At 61.6% G+C, this 18,551-nt stretch carries 21 protein-coding genes; 14 read left to right on the forward strand and 7 right to left on the reverse strand.

Features of this window, described 5'->3' with window-relative positions; translation table 11 throughout:
- Positions 1 to 105: 105 nt before the first annotated feature.
- Together AC4PS7_RS28760 and fnr are read right to left on the reverse strand one after the other, a co-directional pair.
- Entirely contained in the window at positions 106 to 669 is a 564-nt protein-coding gene (locus AC4PS7_RS28760; protein ID WP_021492304.1) for a GNAT family N-acetyltransferase, read from the reverse strand.
- A 239-nt stretch (positions 670 to 908) separates the two neighbouring features.
- Complete coding sequence (gene fnr, locus AC4PS7_RS28765; RefSeq protein ID WP_021492303.1) at positions 909 to 1,655, reverse strand: fumarate/nitrate reduction transcriptional regulator Fnr; 747 nt, start codon at positions 1,653 to 1,655, stop codon at positions 909 to 911.
- A 319-nt stretch (positions 1,656 to 1,974) separates the two neighbouring features.
- Between fnr and AC4PS7_RS28770 the strand changes: the two genes are divergently transcribed.
- Positions 1,975 to 2,877: a universal stress protein gene (locus AC4PS7_RS28770; RefSeq protein WP_021492302.1), complete on the forward strand. Its 903-nt coding sequence runs from the start codon at positions 1,975 to 1,977 to the stop codon at positions 2,875 to 2,877.
- A gap of 36 nt (positions 2,878 to 2,913) precedes the next feature.
- On the opposite strand, the gene AC4PS7_RS28775 is transcribed toward AC4PS7_RS28770, so the two are convergent.
- Positions 2,914 to 3,423 (reverse strand): HIT family protein, encoded by a 510-nt coding sequence (locus tag AC4PS7_RS28775; protein WP_010209800.1) that lies wholly within the window; start codon positions 3,421 to 3,423, stop codon positions 2,914 to 2,916.
- Between the two features lie 125 nt (positions 3,424 to 3,548).
- Here AC4PS7_RS28775 and AC4PS7_RS28780 point away from each other — a divergent pair, with 125 nt between their 5' ends.
- Positions 3,549 to 3,878 carry a DHCW motif cupin fold protein gene (locus tag AC4PS7_RS28780; protein ID WP_021492301.1) on the forward strand — a complete coding sequence of 110 codons (330 nt, stop codon included), beginning with the start codon at positions 3,549 to 3,551 and terminating at the stop codon, positions 3,876 to 3,878.
- Positions 3,879 to 3,949: 71 nt separating this feature from the next.
- On the opposite strand, the gene AC4PS7_RS28785 is transcribed toward AC4PS7_RS28780, so the two are convergent.
- Complete coding sequence (locus AC4PS7_RS28785) at positions 3,950 to 4,417, reverse strand: copper chaperone PCu(A)C (protein ID WP_010209803.1); 468 nt, start codon at positions 4,415 to 4,417, stop codon at positions 3,950 to 3,952.
- Entirely contained in the window at positions 4,417 to 5,025 is a 609-nt protein-coding gene (locus AC4PS7_RS28790) for an SCO family protein (protein ID WP_010209804.1), read from the reverse strand. Before AC4PS7_RS28790 ends, AC4PS7_RS28785 begins: the two co-directional genes overlap by 1 nt.
- 164 nt (positions 5,026 to 5,189) lie before the next feature.
- Between AC4PS7_RS28790 and AC4PS7_RS28795 the strand changes: the two genes are divergently transcribed.
- From AC4PS7_RS28795 to ubiT, 11 genes are all read left to right on the forward strand, one after another.
- Positions 5,190 to 5,573, forward strand: a complete 384-nt coding sequence (locus AC4PS7_RS28795; protein WP_021492300.1) for a DUF2946 domain-containing protein — start codon at positions 5,190 to 5,192, stop codon at positions 5,571 to 5,573.
- Positions 5,574 to 5,635: 62 nt separating this feature from the next.
- Complete coding sequence (locus AC4PS7_RS28800; RefSeq protein ID WP_021492299.1) at positions 5,636 to 6,181, forward strand: putative natural product biosynthesis protein; 546 nt, start codon at positions 5,636 to 5,638, stop codon at positions 6,179 to 6,181.
- 195 nt (positions 6,182 to 6,376) lie between these two features.
- Positions 6,377 to 7,693 carry an OprD family porin gene (locus AC4PS7_RS28805; protein WP_010209807.1) on the forward strand — a complete coding sequence of 439 codons (1,317 nt, stop codon included), beginning with the start codon at positions 6,377 to 6,379 and terminating at the stop codon, positions 7,691 to 7,693.
- A 75-nt stretch (positions 7,694 to 7,768) separates the two neighbouring features.
- Entirely contained in the window at positions 7,769 to 8,212 is a 444-nt protein-coding gene (locus AC4PS7_RS28810) for a membrane protein (RefSeq protein ID WP_010209808.1), read from the forward strand.
- A 43-nt stretch (positions 8,213 to 8,255) separates the two neighbouring features.
- A complete protein-coding gene (locus AC4PS7_RS28815; protein WP_492179876.1) occupies positions 8,256 to 9,431 on the forward strand; it encodes an NnrS family protein in 1,176 nt (391 codons plus the stop codon).
- A gap of 170 nt (positions 9,432 to 9,601) precedes the next feature.
- The gene (gene pdxH, locus AC4PS7_RS28820; protein ID WP_010209810.1) at positions 9,602 to 10,249 is read left to right on the forward strand and encodes a pyridoxamine 5'-phosphate oxidase; all 648 of its coding nucleotides are present in this window, start codon (positions 9,602 to 9,604) and stop codon (positions 10,247 to 10,249) included.
- 83 nt (positions 10,250 to 10,332) lie between these two features.
- Positions 10,333 to 10,887 carry a molybdenum cofactor biosynthesis protein B gene (moaB, locus tag AC4PS7_RS28825; protein ID WP_021492296.1) on the forward strand — a complete coding sequence of 185 codons (555 nt, stop codon included), beginning with the start codon at positions 10,333 to 10,335 and terminating at the stop codon, positions 10,885 to 10,887.
- Entirely contained in the window at positions 10,884 to 12,110 is a 1,227-nt protein-coding gene (locus tag AC4PS7_RS28830) for a molybdopterin molybdotransferase MoeA (RefSeq protein ID WP_021492295.1), read from the forward strand. The genes moaB and AC4PS7_RS28830 overlap by 4 nt, the downstream gene beginning before the upstream one ends.
- Before the next feature lie 9 nt (positions 12,111 to 12,119).
- The gene (ubiU, locus tag AC4PS7_RS28835) at positions 12,120 to 13,115 is read left to right on the forward strand and encodes a ubiquinone anaerobic biosynthesis protein UbiU (RefSeq protein ID WP_021492294.1); all 996 of its coding nucleotides are present in this window, start codon (positions 12,120 to 12,122) and stop codon (positions 13,113 to 13,115) included.
- A gap of 10 nt (positions 13,116 to 13,125) precedes the next feature.
- Positions 13,126 to 14,016 (forward strand): U32 family peptidase, encoded by an 891-nt coding sequence (locus AC4PS7_RS28840; RefSeq protein WP_010209815.1) that lies wholly within the window; start codon positions 13,126 to 13,128, stop codon positions 14,014 to 14,016.
- Entirely contained in the window at positions 14,010 to 14,471 is a 462-nt protein-coding gene (gene ubiT / locus AC4PS7_RS28845) for a ubiquinone anaerobic biosynthesis accessory factor UbiT (RefSeq protein WP_010209816.1), read from the forward strand. Before AC4PS7_RS28840 ends, ubiT begins: the two co-directional genes overlap by 7 nt.
- 73 nt (positions 14,472 to 14,544) lie before the next feature.
- Here the strand turns inward: ubiT and narL are convergent, their stop codons facing one another.
- Together narL and AC4PS7_RS28855 are read right to left on the reverse strand one after the other, a co-directional pair.
- The gene (gene narL / locus AC4PS7_RS28850) at positions 14,545 to 15,192 is read right to left on the reverse strand and encodes a two-component system response regulator NarL (protein WP_010209820.1); all 648 of its coding nucleotides are present in this window, start codon (positions 15,190 to 15,192) and stop codon (positions 14,545 to 14,547) included.
- A complete protein-coding gene (locus AC4PS7_RS28855; protein WP_021492292.1) occupies positions 15,189 to 16,991 on the reverse strand; it encodes a HAMP domain-containing protein in 1,803 nt (600 codons plus the stop codon). Before AC4PS7_RS28855 ends, narL begins: the two co-directional genes overlap by 4 nt.
- Positions 16,992 to 17,299: 308 nt before the next feature.
- Here AC4PS7_RS28855 and AC4PS7_RS28860 point away from each other — a divergent pair, with 308 nt between their 5' ends.
- Complete coding sequence (locus tag AC4PS7_RS28860; RefSeq protein WP_492179877.1) at positions 17,300 to 18,550, forward strand: MFS transporter; 1,251 nt, start codon at positions 17,300 to 17,302, stop codon at positions 18,548 to 18,550.
- Position 18,551: the final 1 nt, after the last annotated feature.

The following is an 18,551-nucleotide window of genomic DNA, read 5'->3' on the forward strand; positions in this document are numbered from 1 at the left end:
GCCCAGCCGGCAGGGCAGGCCGGCACTCCACGCCTACGGCGTGTCCCCTACCTTTAATGACGCGGCGCCCTTGAGCAAAGGCGCGCGTTATCGCGGGGCAACTGTTTACAGGTGAAGACGATGGATAACCTGAGATGAGTTGTCGGGGTCGCTAGACGTGTCGAACCCCAAGCTTCTTGCCAGGTCACGCATCGGCGTATTGCTTGCCGCGTCAATCGAGTACATCTGGGTGAAAGCGTTGCGACGCGCCGCCTTGATCAAATGCGTCATCAGATGCGTGCCCAAACCCAGATGCTTCCACTCATCAGCAACGGTGACTGCGCATTCACATACATGTTCTCCGGTGGCGGCATACCGACTGATACCGATCTCGGTAAGCTTGCCGTTATCGTGAGTCAGTGCGATGTAGGCCATGCGCTGGTCGTTGTCAGTGTCCATTAACTGATCCAGCATCGCTTTGCTCGGCTCATTGATCTGGGCAAGAAATCGCATATGCCGCGACTCGGGAGACAGGCGCTTGATAAACGCATACTCACGCTCACGGTCTTCATCCGTGAGCGGCCGTATCAGCACGTGCCGGCCGTCTTTAAGGGGTTCGATCCAATGGTGGCCGGCCACTTTGGCGTAGACATCAACGGCGCGTTCATTGTGTTCTTTGACGGTTTGCATGAAAAACCTCCATCCAGTTCAGATCGGCGCGCCGTGATTACCGCGCGGGTCATACCTTTCTACGTCGATGGGGCGGCCTGATTCTGATCTGGATCAGAAACCCGTGAGGCCGGTGCTCAATCGTGAGGTACTTATTCAAACTGTCGTCGTGATGACAGTCGGGGGAATGCGCCTGATTGCAACGTTTTCCACGGCGCTGGCTGCCGCGCGTACGCGATGGGGCGCCAAGTGTGCGGGCGTTAGAGGACGGTCGGACGATTGCAGCCTGATACCAGTTGTTTAAGGCCCTCCATGTCCTGAATCTTGACGTTCCGGCCGGCAATATCCACCAGGTTCAGGTCTCGCAGGTGCGCGATACCCCGGCAGATGGTCTCCAGGCGTAGTCCTAAGTAGGAACCGATTTCCTCTCGGCGCATTTTCAGAACAAAGTCCTTGGGGGAATAACCGCGAATGCTCAAACGTTGTGAAAGGTTGAGCAGGAAGGCCGCTAGGCGCTCGTCCGAGTTCATGTTGCCCATGAGCATCAGCATTGTCTGGTCACGCACGATTTCCCGGCTCAACAGGCGGTTGAGGTTGTGTTGCAGCGACGGCAGGCTCTGCGAGAGTTTTTCCAGTTGCGCAAAGTGGATGGGGCACACTTCGCTGTCTTCCAGGGCAAACGCGCTGCACGCATGTATGTCGGCACTGATAGCGTCCAGGCCCAGCATCTCGCCAGGTATCTGAAAGCCGGTGACCTGCTCACGACCGTCGACTGACACCATGCTGGTCTTGAATGAACCAACTCGCACGGCGTAAAGCGAGCGCAAGGGGTCGCCGGTGCGGTACAACGCCGTACCTTTTTTGATCTTGAAGCGCTGGACGATCAGTTTGTCCAAGCGCTTCACTTCATCGCCCGATAGCCCTATTGGCAGACAAAGCTCTAGAACACTGCACTGTGAGCAGGCTGATTTGAGGCTCTGGACTTGTAACGGACGGGTTCCAGTCATCGGGTCTCGCTCCGCCAGGTATCTCCTGAGCATAGCGGGGGGGCGTGTGGGTCCGCACTTAATTTGCCCTTTTTCAGGTTAAAGGTGACGAGTGGAGAAGAACGCTATTCGAACGAACAGTCCTGCCGTTCCATGCTGCCCAAATTGATGGGTGCATCTGAACCGGCAGCGCGCCTTGCTGGCGGCCCGTTATTTACTTGATAAAGATCAGAGTCTGCCGTGGGCCGAATCCGATACTGCAGTCACAGCGCCGCCTGCAGTCCGAACAGGATGTCGGGTTTGCAGTTGGGTACAACGCTGTTGTCAGGAGATCGCGGTGATGCAGAAACTTAAACGTATTTTATTGATCGTACCGACCGAAATGACCCGTACTCCAGCATTCGACCGCGCGCAGGCGCTGGCCTGCGCCACCGGAGCGTCGTTGCACATGGTTGCGTTCGATTACGTCCAGGCCTTGGCGGTAGCAGGCTTGTTCGACCATGAAGCCATGACGCGTGCCCGAGAGGGTTATTTGCAAGTGCATCGGCATTGGTTGGAGCAGCAGGCGCGCCTTGCGGGAGGACAGGTGACCAGTGAGGTCGTCTGGGCTAAAGCAAGCCCTGGCCATGTACTCGATTATGTGAACGACTTCCATGCAGATCTCGTGGTCAAGGATATTCACCACGTGCCTGCACTGGGGCGGGCCTTTCACCAGCCACTGGACTGGCGGTTACTGCGCGAGTGTGAAGCGCACTTTCATCTGGTGACCGAAGCCAGGCACCCCAACCCTCTGAAAATACTCGTTGCCATCGACCTGTCCCACCTTGAAGAGTTGACTCAAGGTGTCAATGAGCAAGTGCTTGAACTGGCGTCGACACTGGCAGCCTCCTGCGGTGCCAGGTTGCACCTGCTCAGTATCAGCAACTGGTCGGTTGTGGGAGACACATCGACGAGTGTGTCCACGCTGAGTCTGAATGAAAGCCTTAGGGACGCGGTCAATGACGCGCAGGAGGAGGCGTTCGAGGTGCTTGCGTCACGCTACGGGATTGACGGCCACCGCCGTCACCTGCTGACGGGCATCCCCCACGCGGTCATTGAGCGGTTCGCCCAGCAGAATGAATTCGATATCGTGGTGCTAGGCGCCAGCCATGCTCGTGGCGGCGACATGTTCATCGGCAGCACAGCCGAGCGCTTACTCAATCACCCGCCGTGCAGCCTGTTGGTTGTGCAACCGTTAGCCTGAGCATGCACGTGCGTCAAATTTCGTTGCATCGACGCTTTATCGCCGTTCTCTGCCGCTCATGTCTCGACTAAAAGCGGCGCGCAATCGCGCTATCACGTGCTGGACTGACTCTCCTTGAACCTGCGGTGGTGTCGCGCTTTCTCCAAACTCACGCCATACAAACAGCGTCAATTCGGCCCCGTCGGTCAATGTCTGCGTCAGTTGCTGTGTGCCAAAACCTTGCAGCAACCGATAACGCTCATCTTGCCAGAACGCGTCCTCCACCCAGTCGTACACCGGAATGAAATGAAAGTGCAGCGCAAATCCCGGCATGTGCCCATAACGGCTGATATACAGCCATTTCGGTTTGAGCTGCGCCTCCATCACTCGCTGGGTTTTTGCCAGCAGCCCACCCAACTCGGCCAGCGCCGCTTCCGGCATGTCGGCCAGGGAGTGAATCGGCGCCTTGGCGCCTAGCATCAGGTAGCCGGGCAAGGCTGAAGCCAGGTGATGGTTGAGCAGCCAGTGTTCGGTTTCGTGAAGGACGTAGGCGGGGTCGATCTGCATAAGCGAATCCCTGTTAGCGATGCGGGCAGGATACCTGTATCCCAGAAAAGTGGTGGATCTGTGCCTATCGCCCGCGGGTCCAGATGGATAGCCTCAAGCCCCGCTAATCAACCACCGAGCCCACCATGGACCTCACTGCCGTCCCCTTTGGCACCACTGACTGGACCACGGTCGAATCCGTGACTTACCCAGGCATTACCGGCAACGCTTTATGGCGCACCTGCCACTTCGGAACCACCCGCGTGCGCATGGTTGAGTACACCCCCGGCTACTTGGCTGATCACTGGTGCTGGAGAGGGCATATTCTCTTGTGCCTGGAAGGCGAGTTGCATACGGAACTGGAAGACGGCCGCCAGTTCACCCTGACGGCCGGAATGAGTTACCAGGTGGGCAATGACATGGAGGGCCATCGCTCGTCGACGAGCGTAGGGGCGAAGCTGTTTATTGTGGATTGAGGCGGTATATCGGGTTGTTCAGCCAGTTGCGGATGCAAGCGCAGGCCGCTCACCACAGAGCTCCCATGCCCTCAATGCATCTTGCTGTGGTCCATCCCATCCACGCCACGGGCCGGGGCCTTCACTTCAATCGCCTGCTTCTCACCCTTGGCGTTTTGCACGGTGAGGGTCAGCGGCACCTGGTCGCCTTCCTTGATCTGGCCGGTCAGGCCCATCAGCATCACGTGGTAGCCGTTGGGGTCGAGGGTCACGGCCTTGCCGGCGGGCAGGGCCACCGAGTCCACCGGGCCCATGCGCATCACGTCGTCCTTCATGCTCATCTCATGGATCTGCACGTCCTTGGCCACCGGCGAGGCCACGCTCAGCAGTTGGCTGTCGCTGTCGGCGGTGACGGTCATGAACGCGCCGCTGGACGGCTGGCCCGGCACCGTGGCGCGTACCCACGCGTCGGTTACTTGCACCTGGGCACTGGCGTGGGCGGCAAGGCCCAGCAGGGTCAGGCCGATAAGGGTACGTTTGAGGTGTTGAACGGCAGTCATTAGCAGACCTCCATGACGGTGAGCAGGTCTTCTGCGCACTCTTTAGCGGTAAGGGATGCCTGCAGGCCCAGGCGCAGGTTGCCACGGGTGTCGAACACGAAGCTGGTGGCGGTGTGGGACAGGGTGTAGGTGTCGCCGGCAGGGATCTTTTCATAAAAGATCCCGAATTCCTTGGCGGCCACGGCGATTTCTTCCGGGGTGCCGTACAGCGCTTCGAAGCTGGGGTCGAAGGCTTTGACGTACTTGTTGAGGATCTCGGGGGTGTCGCGTTCCGGGTCCAGGGTGATGAACACCACCTGCATGATTTCGCCGTCGCGACCCATCAGTTTCTTGGCCTGGGCGGCGCGCGCCAGGGTGGTCGGGCACACGGCCGGGCATTGGGTGAAACCGAAGAACACCACCGGCATCAGGCCACGGTACGAGCTCAAGGTGACGGTCTCGCCGTCGGTGTTCTTGAGCTTGAAGGTACGGCCCATGATCTTGTCGCTCAGGTCCTTGCCGTACTTGAAGTTCAGCTTGGGGCTGTAGTCACAGCCGCCCAGCAGGCTGCCCAGGCCCAGCAGGCCCATTCCGGTCAGCACTTTGCGGCGGGTGAATAAGGTACTCATCAACTGTGCATCCTGTGAAACGCCTGCATTGCTCTGGATCAATACGTCAGGCTTTGAGGGCGTCCAGTCTACCAACCCTGGGAAGTGCACGTAATCTGCGACGTTCTGCCACAGGGGCAGGCGGCACTTCATCCTTTGGCGGCTCTGGTGGTAGAGTCGCCGCCATGAAATTGAGCCACCCCGACCGTTCCCTGATTGCCTGGGCCCTGTACTTCTGCGTGCTGATGAACCTGTTCGTCTGCGGTTTGGGGCATGGTCAGATGATGGGCCAGACACTGAATGGCATCGGTGGGGCGTTTTGTTCGGTGGACGGCAAGCAGGCGCCACTTTCCGACAAAGGGTTGGGCAGCCCGTCTTCCAGCAACATCTCGAACTACTTTGCCTGCCCGGTCTGCAACGCCTTGACGGTTGCCCTGGTGTTTTTGGTCGGTCTGGCTTGGTTGCTGGGGCTGGGGCAAACTCCACGGCCCGCCCATGAACGTCGCAACAAGGCGCCGCCGCGTTATTCCTGGCCTTCGGCCAACCCCCGCGCTTCCCCTGCATTCTGACGTTTGCCTTGGGCTTCCTGAGACCAGGAGGCATTCCATCGTCATGACTGTGAGTGCGTTTCATGAACCACCTGTTGCCCGCAGGCGCCAGCCGCCTGGTCAGCAAGGCGTCCCGCCGCCTGCACGCGGTACCGACGCCGCCTGAATACCCGAGCAATTCCCGCAACTTCGTGCACCTGGATGCACGGTTATTGCCGTATTGGCACACCCTGTTCGATATCTGCCCGGCGCTGCTCAAGCTGGATCCGCCCGAAGGGTTGAACCTGTTCCGCAGCTTCATGACCTGGGCCTACCGCAACCGGCCGCCGCAGGACTGGACCTATCACCTGAATGTCTGCCGCTGGCTGCTGGGCTCGCCGTATCGGTCGCAGATCGACGACGAGCCGATCGAGGCATTCATGGCGGCGGCCGCCGCGTGTTGGGTCAATACGGACGAAAGCCAGGCACAGGGCGTGGCGCTGGCCTGGCAGTCGTCGAGGGTTGTCGATTGGAAAGACGCCCGGAGTGTCGGGGTCGAACAGCAGGCGCTGCCGCCGCCACCCTGGGATTTCGCCTGGTGTCCGTTGAAGGCGCCGGGTGGGTTCAGTGGGTGGTTGGCGGTGCCTTGACATGCGGCTGAATACCTTGAAGTGACACGTGGATTGTTACGCAAACTGAAAAAGTGAATAGCGGTTTTGACGGCTTTTTCCCGTGGGACCAAGCCTATACCGTGCGCGCTCCCGTCGAATGTCACACGTTAGAGGCCTGCAACAAGAACAGGCTGAACGCCGACGGTGTCGCCTCAATCACTTCTCGGAGCCTTCATGAACCACAAGACTTGCCTGGCGCTCGCCGTCTCCCTCGGCGCTGCGCAGCAGGCGGCTGCGTCGGGTTTTATCGACGACAGCAAAGCCAGTCTCGACCTGCGCAACTTCTACTACAACCAGGACACCCGCAACGCCAAGGCCGCCTCGGACAAGGAGTGGGGCCAGGCCTTCATGTTCAATTACCAGTCCGGTTTCACCGAGGGCACGGTCGGCCTGGGCCTGGATCTGCAAGAGTGGTACGGCCTGCGCCTGGACGCCTCGGGCCGGGCCGGCAAGGCCGGTGCAGACAACACCCCCGGCAGCGTTTTCCCGCTGGACGACGGCAAGGCCGTCCATGATTTCAGCAAGACCGGCGTCACCGGCAAACTGCGTATCGCCCAGACGCAACTCAAAGCCGGCAACCTGATGCCCAAGCTGCCGGTGCTGACCACTGAGGACGGTCGCCTGTTGCCCCAGACCTTTCGGGGCTATCAGGTGGAGTCCAAGGACTTCAGGGACGTCAATCTGATCGCGGGCAAGATCGAGCAGGTGATGGACCGGAACTCCAGTAACGGCCAAGGCTTGTCGATTGCTGGGGCCAATGACCCGGTCAAGGGTAAGGCCAGCAACCAGTTCTACTACGGCGGTGTGGATTACGCCGTGAGCAAACGGCTGCAGGTGCAGTACTACTACGCCAGCCTGGAGAACTTTTACCAGCAGCATTTCCTCGGCTTGGTGCATAACTGGCAACTGCCGGTGGGCCAACTCAAGAGCGACCTGCGGTATTTCTACAGCACCGCCGACGGCAAGAATGGCAGCGTTGCCGGGCGCGGCGAAGGTTATGTCAGCTCGGGCTACTACGGGCCTGGCGTCAACGCCGGCAAAGTCGACAACCGCTTGTGGAGCGCCATGTTCACCTATGCCTTGAGCGGGCATTCGCTGAGCTTGGGCTACCAGAAAACCACCGGGCAAAGTGACTTCCCGCACATCAACCAGGGCCAGGGCCGCTCGCTCTACCTGATCACCAATTCCCAGTCGCTCAAGTTCGTGAATGCCGGTGAGCAAGCCACGGTTGGCAGCTATGCCTATGACTTTGCCGGCCTGGGCGTGCCGGGGTTGCGCTCCAGCGTGACGTATATCCACGGCAGCCACATCCGCACTGTCGGCCGCGACAACAGTGAGTGGGAGCGTGACCTGCGCCTGGATTACGTGATCCCCACCGGCACCTTGAAAGGCCTGGGCTTTACCTGGCGCAGCGCGGTGCTGCGCGGCAACGACACGGCGGACAAGGACGAGACGCGGCTGATTGTCAGCTACAGCATCCCGTTGATGTGATGGGTTGACCGGAATCAAGGTGTGCACGCTGGCAGGTCGTCACACTGGTGTTCCGGTACCCCCCGCGAGGCCATCATGCCTTACCTACTGTTTCTGCTGGCGCACCTCTTCGCTGCGTTGATTTTTATCGGCACAGTGTTTTTCGAAGTGCTGATCCTGGCACGCCTGCACCACCAATTGCCTGCGCGGGTGATGGTGCTGGTGGAGCAAGGCGTCGGTCAACGCGCCAGGGTGATGATGCCCTGGGTATTACTGGTGCTGTTCGGCGCGGGGCTGGGCATGGTCTGGCTGCGTTACTTGCCAGTGCTGACCGCGCCTTTCGCTTCGTCCTTCGGGACTTTGCTGACCGTTAAGTTGACCCTCGCCGCCAGTGTGCTGCTGCACTTTCTGCTGACAATGCTGCGTATGCGCCTGGGGCGTGTAGGGCCGCGCTATCTGCGGTTTGTGCACTTGAGTTTGTTTGCGCATATGGTTGCGATTGTGGTGTTGGCCAAGGGCATGTTTTACCTCACTTGGTAAAACCCTCGATAGATAGACCGATAATGAGTTGAGGAGCCGTGGCATGCACGTACTGGATCGGCGCAAGGCAATGTCGATTACCCCGTTGTTGCGCCTGGCCTTCCGGCCATTTTTTCTCGGCGCGTGCCTGTTGGCGGCGCTGGTGGTGCCGTTGTGGCTGTTGGCCCTGGGCGGGCTGACTGGCGAGTGGCAACCGGCCGGCGGCTGGCTGGCCTGGCATCGGCATGAGTTGCTGTTCGGCTTTGGCCTGGCGATCATCGCCGGTTTTTTGCTGACGGCGGTGCAGACCTGGACCGGGCGCGCCGGCCTCAGCGGGACGCCCTTGGCGGTGTTGGCGGCACTGTGGCTGGCGGCTCGCGTGGGCTGGTTGCTGAATGTTCCGATGCCGTTGCTGGCCGTGCTGGAGTTGAGCTTCCCATTGGCAGTTGCCGGGGTGATGGGGTGGACGCTGTGGAAGGTCCGGCAGACGCGCAATTACCCGATTGTGCTGGTGTTGGTGTTGCTGGCCTTGGCTGACGGGCTATCGCTGTCCGACCCAGCGTTGCAGCGCCAGTCGGTTCTGACCGGCTTATGGCTCGTCGCGGCGATGATGGGCCTGATCGGTGGCCGTGTGATTCCGTTTTTTACCCAGCGTGGCCTGGGCCGGGCCGAAGCCGTCAAGCCCTGGCCGTGGTTGGACCACCTGTTGCTGAGCGGGTCGATTCTGGTGGCGCTGTTGTATGCCAACGGATGGGCCTTGATGCCTAATCTCTGGGTTGGCGTGCTATTCGCCGCGTTGGGCCTGGGCCATCTGCTGCGCTGGCTGCGCTGGCAGGATCGCGGCCTGTGGCGAGTACCGCTGCTGTGGTCTCTGCACCTGGCCTATGCCTGGCTCGCGCTGGCGTGCCTGGGCATGGCGCTGTGGCATTTCGGTGCCGCCTTCAATCCAAGCCTGGCGGTGCACGCGCTGACCATTGGTGCGATGGCTGGGTTGATCCTGGCGATGATCACACGGGTCAGCCTGGGCCATACCGGTCGACCGTTGCAGCCGCCACCCGGCATGACGCTGGCTTTCGCGTTGCTGAACCTGGCGTGTGTATGCCGCGTGTGGTTGGTGCTGGTTTGGCCCTTGGCAGCCCTGTGGTTGGCAGGACTTTGCTGGTCCATTGGGGTGGGCCTGTACGTGTGGCGCTATGGACCGATGCTGTGGCAGGCGCGGGTCGATGGGCATCCGGGCTAGGAGAGGTCAATGTCTTCTGTGTTGTGGATGGTTCATCGGTTGACGGTCCTCGCCAAGTCGTTGTGGTGAACCGCGATGCGGCGTCATGCCGCGGCGGAGTGTTGACCGCGGTCAAGGGATAGCGGCGCGGCAGTTCCCACACTGTGGCGAACTTTCTGGAGGACCGCGCCATGCCCCTGTCCCTTGCGCAATTGCGCCGCAACTACACCCTTTACGGTCTTCGCGACGATTGTGCGCAGGCCGACCCGTTGGCATTGTTTGGCCAGTGGCTGGACCAGGCACGCAAGACCGAAGTGCCCCCGGCGGAAGCCAACAGCATGGCCCTGGCCACGGTGGACAGCCACGGGCATGCCCATTGCCGCATCCTGTTGCTCAAGGGGTTCAGCGTCGACGGGTTTTTCTTTTTTGGTAATTACCAGAGTGCCAAGGGCCAGGAGTTGGCGGACAACCCCCATGCCGCCATGACGTTTTTCTGGCCGGGCCTGGAGCGTCAGGTCCGTATCGAAGGCCCGGTGGTGAAGGCCGCTGCGCAACTGTCGGACGACTACTTCGAGGCGCGTCCGACCGCCAGCCAACTGGGCAGCTGGGCCTCACCCCAGAGCCAGCCCCTGGCCCATCGCAGCGAGTTGGAAGGACGCCTGCGTGAGGTCACCGAGCGCTTCGCCGGGCGCCAGCCGCCTCGGCCCGAACATTGGGGTGGTTTCTGCCTGCAACCCCGGCGCATCGAGTTCTGGCAGGGCCGTCCCAACCGTCTGCATGACCGCCTCGACTACCGCCTGTTGGACGGCGAGTGGCAGCGCACGCGCCTGGCTCCCTGACGGCATACCTCCTTCGAGGAATAGGCCCTGCGCTCATTGCGGCGCAGGCTGGATGCATCTTTTCAATACCTGGAGCCTGGACCATGGCCCATCTGACCCAACGCAGTTTTGTCTCCCTGCATATCGCGGTGCTGACCATCAGCGATACCCGCACCTACGACACCGACACCTCCGGGCAAACCCTGGTGGACCGCCTGAAAGACGCTGGACATAGGCTGATCGACCGTAGCATCGTGATGGATGACATCTACCAGATCCGCGCACGGGTCTCCCAGTGGATCGCTGACCCTCACGTACAAGTTGTACTGATGACCGGCGGCACTGGCTTTACCGCCCGTGACAACACCCCTCAGGCCGTGCTGCCGTTGCTGGACAAACAGGTGGACGGGTTTGGCGAGTTGTTCCGGCAGGTGTCTTTGGCGCAAATCGGCATGTCCACCTTGCAGTCCCGCGCCCTGGCAGGGGTCAGCAATGGCGTGCTGGTGTGCTGCATGCCCGGTTCGCCGGGCGCCTGTCGGACTGCCTGGGACCAGATCCTGGTCGGCCAACTGGACAGCCGCACCGGCCCGTGTAACTTCGCGCCGCATCTCAAGCCGCAACTCGATCAACCGCTTCAAGCCTGTGTGGTACGGTCATGAGCCTGTGCGACAGCGGCGACCTGCTGCCGGTGGAGGAGGCCATCGACCGGTTGCTGGCTCAGGCACCGCCGCCACCGCCCACTGAGGTGATTGCGTTGACCGAGGCCCTCGGGCGTGTCACTGCCGAAGAGGTGTTTTCACCGATCGACCTGCCCGGTTGGAGCAACAGCGCCATGGACGGCTATGCGCTGCGCGCGTTCGATGTGCCGGAGCAGGGCGGTCATTTGCAAGTGGTTGGACGGATCGCCGCGGGGCATAGCAGTGACGTGCCGTTGCAGCCGGGGCAAACCGTGCGGATCTTTACCGGTGCGCCGCTGCCCCCAGGTGCCGACAGCGTGGTGCCCCAGGAGCGCTGCCGCGTTTACGGTCAGCGCATCTGGTGTCCGCCGGTGCGCCTGGGCGAACACGTACGCAGGCGCGGCGAAGAGTTGCAACGCGGGCAGCGTGTGATGAGTGCCGGTAAACGCCTGCGTGCCCAGGAAATCGGCTTGCTGGCGGCCGCGGGCATACCGCGGGTCAAGGTCTTCCGGCCACTGCGCGTGTGCCTGCTCAGCAGCGGTGATGAACTGCGCGAGCCGGGTGAGTCCCTGGCGCCAGGGCAGATCTACAACAGCAATCGCTATCTGGTCGCGGCGCTGCTGCGCGGCTGGGGCGTCACGGTTCACGATTACGGTGTGATGGCAGACGCTCTCGCGGCCAGTCGTGATGCGCTGCTGCTGGCCTCTTCCGAATGCGATTTGCTGCTGACGACTGGCGGTGTGTCGGTGGGCGAAGAGGACCACCTCAAGCAAGCGATCCAAGCGCTGGGCAAGATCGAGTTCTGGCGCTTGGCAATCCAGCCCGGCAAGCCGCTGGCGTTCGGTCAGGTGGCGGGTAAACCCTGGATTGGCCTGCCGGGTAACCCGACGGCTGCGCTGGTGACCACGCTGATCGTAGTGCGCCCATTCCTTTTGCGTGCTCAAGGCGCGGAGCGAGTGTTGCCAGTGCCCATCAGCGTGCCCGCCGCGTTTGAATGGGTGAAACCCAACAAGCGCCGCCAATACCTGCGCGCACGGCTGAGCCCCGGCAGCGACGGGCAATTGCGCGCCGTCCTGCACCCCCAGCAAAGCTCGGCGATGCTCGTCGCCGCCTGCTGGGCCGATGGTCTAGTGATCATCGAGCGCGAGCAGCAAGTATCCAAGGGAGCGGCAGTGTCTTTCCTGCCCTTCACCGGTTTTGAATAAGGAGCGGTCATGCAACTGGTTTGTCCGGCGGGTAACCTGCCTGCGCTGAAAGCCGCCGTGCGCCAAGGCGCCGATGCGGTGTACGTAGGGTTTCGCGATGACACCAATGCTCGGCACTTTGCGGGGCTGAACATGGACGACAAGCAGTTCGATGCCGCTGTCGCCCATATCCGCCAGCACCAGCGCAAGCTCTATGTGGCGGTCAACACCTACCCGCAACCGAAGATCTGGCCGCGCTGGCAACGCGCAGTGGACCGTGCCGCCGATCATGGCGTCGACGCCTTGATCGCGGGCGACCCTGGCGTACTGGGCTATGCCGCGCGACGCCATCCGCACATGGCGTTGCACCTCTCGGTGCAAGGCTCGGCCACCCATGCGGCAGCATTGAAGTTCTACGTCGAACACTACGGCATCCGCCGTGCCGTGCTGCCACGGGTGCTGTCCCTGGCCCAGGTCAAACAGGTGGCGGCCAGCGGCACCGTGCCCATTGAGGTGTTCGGTTTTGGCAGCCTGTGCATCATGGCTGAGGGGCGTTGCCATTTGTCGTCGTATATCACCGGCGAGTCGCCCAACCTCTGTGGCGTGTGCTCGCCGGCCAAGGCCGTGCGCTGGAGCGACGACGCCGACGGCCTCAGCGCACGGCTCAGCGACGTGCTGATCGACCGCTATACCCCGGACGAACCTGCTGGCTACCCGACCTTGTGCAAGGGCCGTTTCCTGGTGGGCGGCAAGCGTTTCCACGCGCTGGAAGAACCCACCAGCCTCGACACCCTCGACCTGCTGCCCGAACTCAGCGCCATCGGCGTGGAAGCGGTAAAGATCGAAGGCCGGCAGCGCAGCCCGGCCTATGTGGAGCAAGTCACCCGTGTGTGGCGTGCGGCCCTCGACGCCCACCGCGCCAACCCCGCGAGCTTTGTGGTCAAGGCCCCATGGCGCCAGGTGCTCGCCGGGCTTTCCGAAGGCAGCCAGACCACCTTGGGTGCTTACCATCGTGCGTGGCAGTGAGGAGACACAGATGAAACTCAGCCTGGGACCGGTGCTGTTTTATTGGGACAAAGATCACCTGGGGCGCTTCTATGCCGACATGGCCGGCTTGCCCCTGGATGTGATTTACCTGGGGGAAACGGTGTGTTCCAAACGCCGCGCGTTCAACCTGGATCAATGGCTGGGCCTGGGCCGCGAATTGCAAGCGTGCAGCTCGGCGCAGATCGTATTGTCGAGCCTCACCTTGATCGAAGCCGCCTCCGAACTGTCCAGCCTGCGACGGCTGTGTGACAACGGCGATTTTTTGGTGGAGGCAAACGACATGGGCGCCGTGCAGTTACTGATCGAGCGCAAATTGCCCTTTGTCGGTGGCCCGGCACTCAATCTCTACAACGGCCACGCGTTGGTGCAGTTGCTCGATGCGGGAATGCAGCGTTGGGTGCCGCCAGTGGAGTGCTCCCACGATCTGATCGCCGATGTGCTGGAGCAAGTGCGTGAACTGGGGAGGCCATTGCCCGAAGTGGAGATCTTCGCCTACGGGCATCTGCCCCTGGCGTACTCGGCGCGTTGTTTCACTGCGCGGGCGGAGAACCGGCCGAAGGATGATTGCCAGTTCTGCTGTATCAACTATCTGGATGGCATGGCGTTGACCAGTCAGGAAGGGCAGGCGTTGTTTACCTTGAATGGGATTCAGACGATGTCTGCCGATGTGACCAACTTGCTGGCTGACTATCCCGGTTTGGTTTCGTGTGGTGCCGATTTACTGCGCCTGAGCCCGCGGGCTGAAGGGATGGCTGATGTGGTGCGTGCCTTTGATCAAGTGCGCCAGGGAGCCCTGCCGCCGTTGTTTGTGGACGGGTGCAATGGTTATTGGCATGGGCAGGCAGGAATGTTGCGGGTTGAGGAGGTGGTGGGGTGTTGAGTCGCAAGCAGTGGGTGCTCAAGGGCGTGGATCGGGTGTTGCCGTTGATTCGGCGGGTGCCGTTTGCCGCGCAGCGGTTGGTGTTGGAGCAGGGGCTTAATCGGTGTTTGGCGGAGCCTTTGCGCGATGGAGGTTTCGATCTGCTGCGTGGGCGTTGGATGTGCCTGCGTGTTGCGGATTTGGGGGTGTGTTGGTATCTGACGTTGGGACGGGAGGGGTTGCGGGTGGCTTCGAAGGCTGCTGCCGAGGTGACGATCAGTGGGAATTGGCGGGAGTTTTTGTTGTTGGCCAGTCGGCAGGAGGACCCGGATACGTTGTTTTTTCGGCGGCGATTGGTGATTGAAGGGGATACGGAATTGGGGTTGGGGTTGAAGAATCTGATTGATAGTCTGGATTCGGATGTGTTGCCGGGGTGGTTGTGGTGGGGGTTGGAGAGGGCTGGGTTGGCTGTTTGACTGTGGGCATATCCGTTGCTGCGGAACCCATACCCGCGATCACCCCAATAACGGATATGCCCACAAGCCCCTGTCACCCCGCCTGCCTCAGATGCTCCATCGCCCAAACCGCCGCCTCCACCCGCGACCTCAACCCCAGCTTATGCAGCACATTCTTCACATGCACCTTCACCGTCCCCTCGGTAATCCCCAGCTTATGCCCGATCACCTTATTGCTGTACCCCCCGGCAATGGTCCTCAACACCTGCCGCTCCCGCTCAGTCAGCTCCACCGCCGCATGCGGCTGCGGCGAACGCAATGCCTGGGCCAGTACGCGGGTCAAGCCAGGGCTGATCACCAAGGCTCCCTGCAAGGCATCACGGATGAACTCCACCACCAACTCCGGTTCCATGTCCTTGAGCAGATAACCATTGGCATCCAGTCGTAGCGCATCACGAATATCGTCCTCCGCGTCGGACACGGTAAACAGCAGCACCTTCCCCGCATAGTTCATGGCCCGCAGGCGACGCAGTGTCTCCAGGCCGTTCATGTGCGGCATGTTGTTGTCCAGTAACACCAGGTCCGGTTGCAACGTAGCGATCTGATCAAGGGCCTCCTGGCCGTTACCGGCCTCACCAACCACGTGCAAATCGTCCTCCAGTTCAAGCATCTGACGCATGCCGTGACGCATCATCGGGTGGTCGTCGACCAACAGGATTCGGTGGCGAATAGCGGTGTTCATGAGGCGGTGCCTTGTAGAGAGTGGCCAAGAAATTCCGGCTGGAAACGCAATTGCACCCGCGTGCCCTGGGGCTCACGCGGGCTGATGTCGAGATGGCCGTGCAGGCTGCGTGCGCGCTCGTCCATGATGGTCAGGCCGTGGTGTTCGCGTTGGTCGACGTCGCCGCCGAAGCCACGCCCATCGTCTTCGATGCAAAGGCTCACGGTCTCACCAACCTGGCGCAGTTGCAGCCAGGCATTTTGCGCATGAGCGTGGCGCAGGCAATTGGACAGGGCTTCGCGGGTGATCTGCAGCACGTGGATCTGTTCACTGGCCGACAGCTGGAATGCCAAGGCGTCCACGTGCAGGTGTACCTGGAACTCGCCACGGCGGGAGAACTCTTCGGCGGTCTCCCGCAGCTCCTGCACCAACCCGGCGTCATGGATCTGCAAGCGGAAGGTGGTGAGCAGTTCGCGCAGTTGGCGGTAGGCGTTATTGAGGCCGTCACGCAATTCACTGGTGACGCAGGCCAGGGTTTCCACGGGCTCGCCACGGCGGATCAGGGTCTGCATGCGGCTCACTTGTAGCTTCATGTAGGACAGTGCCTGGGCCAGGGAGTCGTGCAGTTCGCGGGCGATGATGGTGCGCTCCTCCAGCAGTAACAGGCGGTGGTCCTGTTCCCGCTGGCGCTTGAGAGACAGCGAGGTGCCGATCAGGTTGGCCAGGGCCTGGATCAGTTGTTTTTCCCAATCCTGCGGGGGGTGGCCGTCGAGGAAGTGCGCCTTGAGTTCGCCCAGTTCTGCGCCCTGGTTGCTGATGCTGAATACCTCTGGCGGCGCCGCGTGGTGGCGTTCGCACGTCGCGCAGTCGCCGATCGCGCAGACGTTGCGGCTGTGCTCGCCATGCAGCGCCAGCATCTGCTGCGCCGGTGCGAGGAAGTGACCTTGCAGGCACAGCGACAGGCGCAAGCCCGGCAGGCGTTTCTGGAAGCGCCGGATCAGTTCATCCAGGCCTTCGGCATTGGCCAGGCGCGTGGCCAGGCTGCGGCTGCTCTGGTAAAGCAATTCCAGGGCGGCATTGGCTTGTTGCAGGTTGAGAGTTTTGAGCTGCACCTGGGCTTCCAGAGTGCGGTGGGAGGCCTCGATGGTCTCGGCCATGGCGTTGAAGCTCAGGGCCAGTTGGCCCAGTTCGTCCTCGGAACGGTGGTTGACGCGGGTCTGGTAGTTGCCATCGCGAAAGCGCCGAGTGGCGTGCACCAGTTCCTGCAAGGGCGTGACCACGCCGTACTGCAACTCGTAGAGGCCGATCAGCAGGATGATCAAGGTGCTGAACAACGCCAGTCCCTGGATCGCTTGTTGCCAGCTTTGCTTGTGCTCGCTCTGTTGCTGCAACAGGCTGACGAACTGGTTCAGTTGCTCGACGAACGCCGGCGCGCTGGCCTGGAACAGCACCGCATCGCCGCGCATCACCGCCGGGCGCAGCTCGTCGTTCCAGCGCCGCTGGATCTGCTGGTAGCTCTGTAGCAGGGCGCTGTGGGGGCCGTCTTCGAGCACCGCCTTGAGCGACTGGCTGTCGAGGCGCCGTTGCAGGCTCTGGCTGACCTCGGCGACCTCATCCGGGCGTGCACCGGCCGCCAGTTTCCAGCTGAGGTGATAGGTCTCCATGCGCACCGAGCCCGCGGTGTTGATCGCGGCGGCGTCGCCCTGGCTGAACCAGGCGATCAGCCCGGCGCTGAGGGAACTGGCCAGGGCCAGGATCGCAATCAGGATCACCGCCAGACCGGCGCGGGCGGGCAGGGAGCTGCGCAGCCAGTCAAACATGACGGCACAGTTGAAGGGGGCAGCAGAGCAGCATGGTCGCACCTGGAGCGGGAAAGGGGGGGAGATGGCCTTCCCTGGCGCACTACCTCTAAAGAATTGCCGGCGAACCCTCCCACGGACAAAAGCCGGCACAAGAGAACAATCCATTGATAAATAAAGGCTTTCTCTTGTCTTGCGGGCTACCTCCTTGGAGGTAGACGGGGCCAGCATAGCGCCATACCCAACCGGCCCTCGTTGATCTGGGTCAAGTTCTGCGAGGGGGTCGCCCCTAACCTGCGCTCATGGAATCACTTTCTGGAGCGCATACCGTGACTCAACCCCGTATGAGACAAGGCCTGGTGCTGGGCATGAGCACCCTGGCCTTCACCGTCTGCTTTATGGTGTGGATGATGTTCGCCGTGCTCGGCGTGCCCATCAAGGACCTGCTGCAACTCAACGAAACCCAGTTCGGCCTGTTGGCCGCCACCCCGGTATTGACCGGTTCCCTGGTGCGCCTGCCCCTGGGGTTGCTGACCGACCGTTTCGGCGGGCGCATCGTGTTCTTTGTGTTGATGCTCGCCTGTGTACTGCCGCTGTACCTGATCACCTACGCCACGGCGTATTGGCAGTTCCTGGTGCTGGGCCTGTTTGTCGGTTTGGCCGGCGGCTCGTTTTCAGTGGGCATCGCCTATGTCGCCAAGTGGTTCGATAAAGAGAACCAAGGGTTTGCCATGGGCGTGTTCGGCGCGGGTAATGCCGGCGCTGCCGTCACCAAATTTCTGGCCCCGGCGCTGATCGCCCTCGGCACCTGGCACCTGGTGCCCAAGGTGTTCAGCGCGATCCTGTTTGTCACCGCGCTGTTGTTCTGGTTCCTCACCCGCGAAAACAAGGCCCACCGCAGTGCTGGCGGCGTCACCCTGCGTCAGCAACTGCTGTGCCTCAAAGACCCGGCTGTGTGGCGCTACTGCCAGTACTACTCGATTGTGTTCGGCGGCTACGTGGCCCTGGCGTTGTGGATGACCAAGTACTACGTGCAGGAATACGGCTTCAGCCTGCAAAGCGCCGCACTGCTGGCCGCGTGTTTTTCCTTGCCTGGCGGTGTGTTGCGGGCGGTGGGCGGCTGGATGTCCGACCGCTGGGGCGCACACAGCGTGACCTGGTGGGTGCTGTGGGTGAGCTGGATCTGCCTTTTCCTGCTCAGCTATCCGCAGACGCAGTTGCAAGTGATGACCGTCAACGGGCCCGTCTATTTCCATCTCGGCCTCAACGCCACCCTGTTCACCGTGCTGCTGTTCGTGATGGGCATCGCCTTCGCGTTCGGCAAGGCCTCGGTGTTCAAGTACATCGCCAATGACTACCCGCAGAACATGGGCGCGGTGTCCGGCATCGTCGGCCTGGCCGGCGGCCTGGGCGGCTTTGTACTGCCGATTCTATTCGGCGCCCTGGTGGACCTCACCGGTGTGCGCTCCTCCTGCTTCATGTTGATGTACGGCGTGGTCTGGGTCTCCCTGACCTGGATGTACATCAGCGAGATCCGTAAACAGCCGTTGCTCGGCAAACAAGCGCTCCAAGGAGAATGAT

The organism is Pseudomonas sp. DW-iso3 (assembly GCF_058725305.1).

Excerpts from the sequence above, each read along its gene's own strand:
- AC4PS7_RS28760 (WP_021492304.1), bottom strand. The coding sequence starts at position 669 with ATGCAAACCGTCAAAGAACACAATGAACGCGCCGTTGATGTCTACGCC.
- fnr (WP_021492303.1), bottom strand. The coding sequence starts at position 1,655 with ATGACTGGAACCCGTCCGTTACAAGTCCAGAGCCTCAAATCAGCCTGC.
- AC4PS7_RS28770 (WP_021492302.1), top strand. The coding sequence starts at position 1,975 with ATGCAGAAACTTAAACGTATTTTATTGATCGTACCGACCGAAATGACC.
- AC4PS7_RS28775 (WP_010209800.1), bottom strand. The coding sequence starts at position 3,423 with ATGCAGATCGACCCCGCCTACGTCCTTCACGAAACCGAACACTGGCTG.
- AC4PS7_RS28780 (WP_021492301.1), top strand. The coding sequence starts at position 3,549 with ATGGACCTCACTGCCGTCCCCTTTGGCACCACTGACTGGACCACGGTC.
- AC4PS7_RS28785 (WP_010209803.1), bottom strand. The coding sequence starts at position 4,417 with ATGACTGCCGTTCAACACCTCAAACGTACCCTTATCGGCCTGACCCTG.
- AC4PS7_RS28790 (WP_010209804.1), bottom strand. The coding sequence starts at position 5,025 with ATGAGTACCTTATTCACCCGCCGCAAAGTGCTGACCGGAATGGGCCTG.
- AC4PS7_RS28795 (WP_021492300.1), top strand. The coding sequence starts at position 5,190 with ATGAAATTGAGCCACCCCGACCGTTCCCTGATTGCCTGGGCCCTGTAC.
- AC4PS7_RS28800 (WP_021492299.1), top strand. The coding sequence starts at position 5,636 with ATGAACCACCTGTTGCCCGCAGGCGCCAGCCGCCTGGTCAGCAAGGCG.
- AC4PS7_RS28805 (WP_010209807.1), top strand. The coding sequence starts at position 6,377 with ATGAACCACAAGACTTGCCTGGCGCTCGCCGTCTCCCTCGGCGCTGCG.
- AC4PS7_RS28810 (WP_010209808.1), top strand. The coding sequence starts at position 7,769 with ATGCCTTACCTACTGTTTCTGCTGGCGCACCTCTTCGCTGCGTTGATT.
- AC4PS7_RS28815 (WP_492179876.1), top strand. The coding sequence starts at position 8,256 with ATGCACGTACTGGATCGGCGCAAGGCAATGTCGATTACCCCGTTGTTG.
- pdxH (WP_010209810.1), top strand. The coding sequence starts at position 9,602 with ATGCCCCTGTCCCTTGCGCAATTGCGCCGCAACTACACCCTTTACGGT.
- moaB (WP_021492296.1), top strand. The coding sequence starts at position 10,333 with ATGGCCCATCTGACCCAACGCAGTTTTGTCTCCCTGCATATCGCGGTG.
- AC4PS7_RS28830 (WP_021492295.1), top strand. The coding sequence starts at position 10,884 with ATGAGCCTGTGCGACAGCGGCGACCTGCTGCCGGTGGAGGAGGCCATC.
- ubiU (WP_021492294.1), top strand. The coding sequence starts at position 12,120 with ATGCAACTGGTTTGTCCGGCGGGTAACCTGCCTGCGCTGAAAGCCGCC.
- AC4PS7_RS28840 (WP_010209815.1), top strand. The coding sequence starts at position 13,126 with ATGAAACTCAGCCTGGGACCGGTGCTGTTTTATTGGGACAAAGATCAC.
- narL (WP_010209820.1), bottom strand. The coding sequence starts at position 15,192 with ATGAACACCGCTATTCGCCACCGAATCCTGTTGGTCGACGACCACCCG.
- AC4PS7_RS28855 (WP_021492292.1), bottom strand. The coding sequence starts at position 16,991 with ATGTTTGACTGGCTGCGCAGCTCCCTGCCCGCCCGCGCCGGTCTGGCG.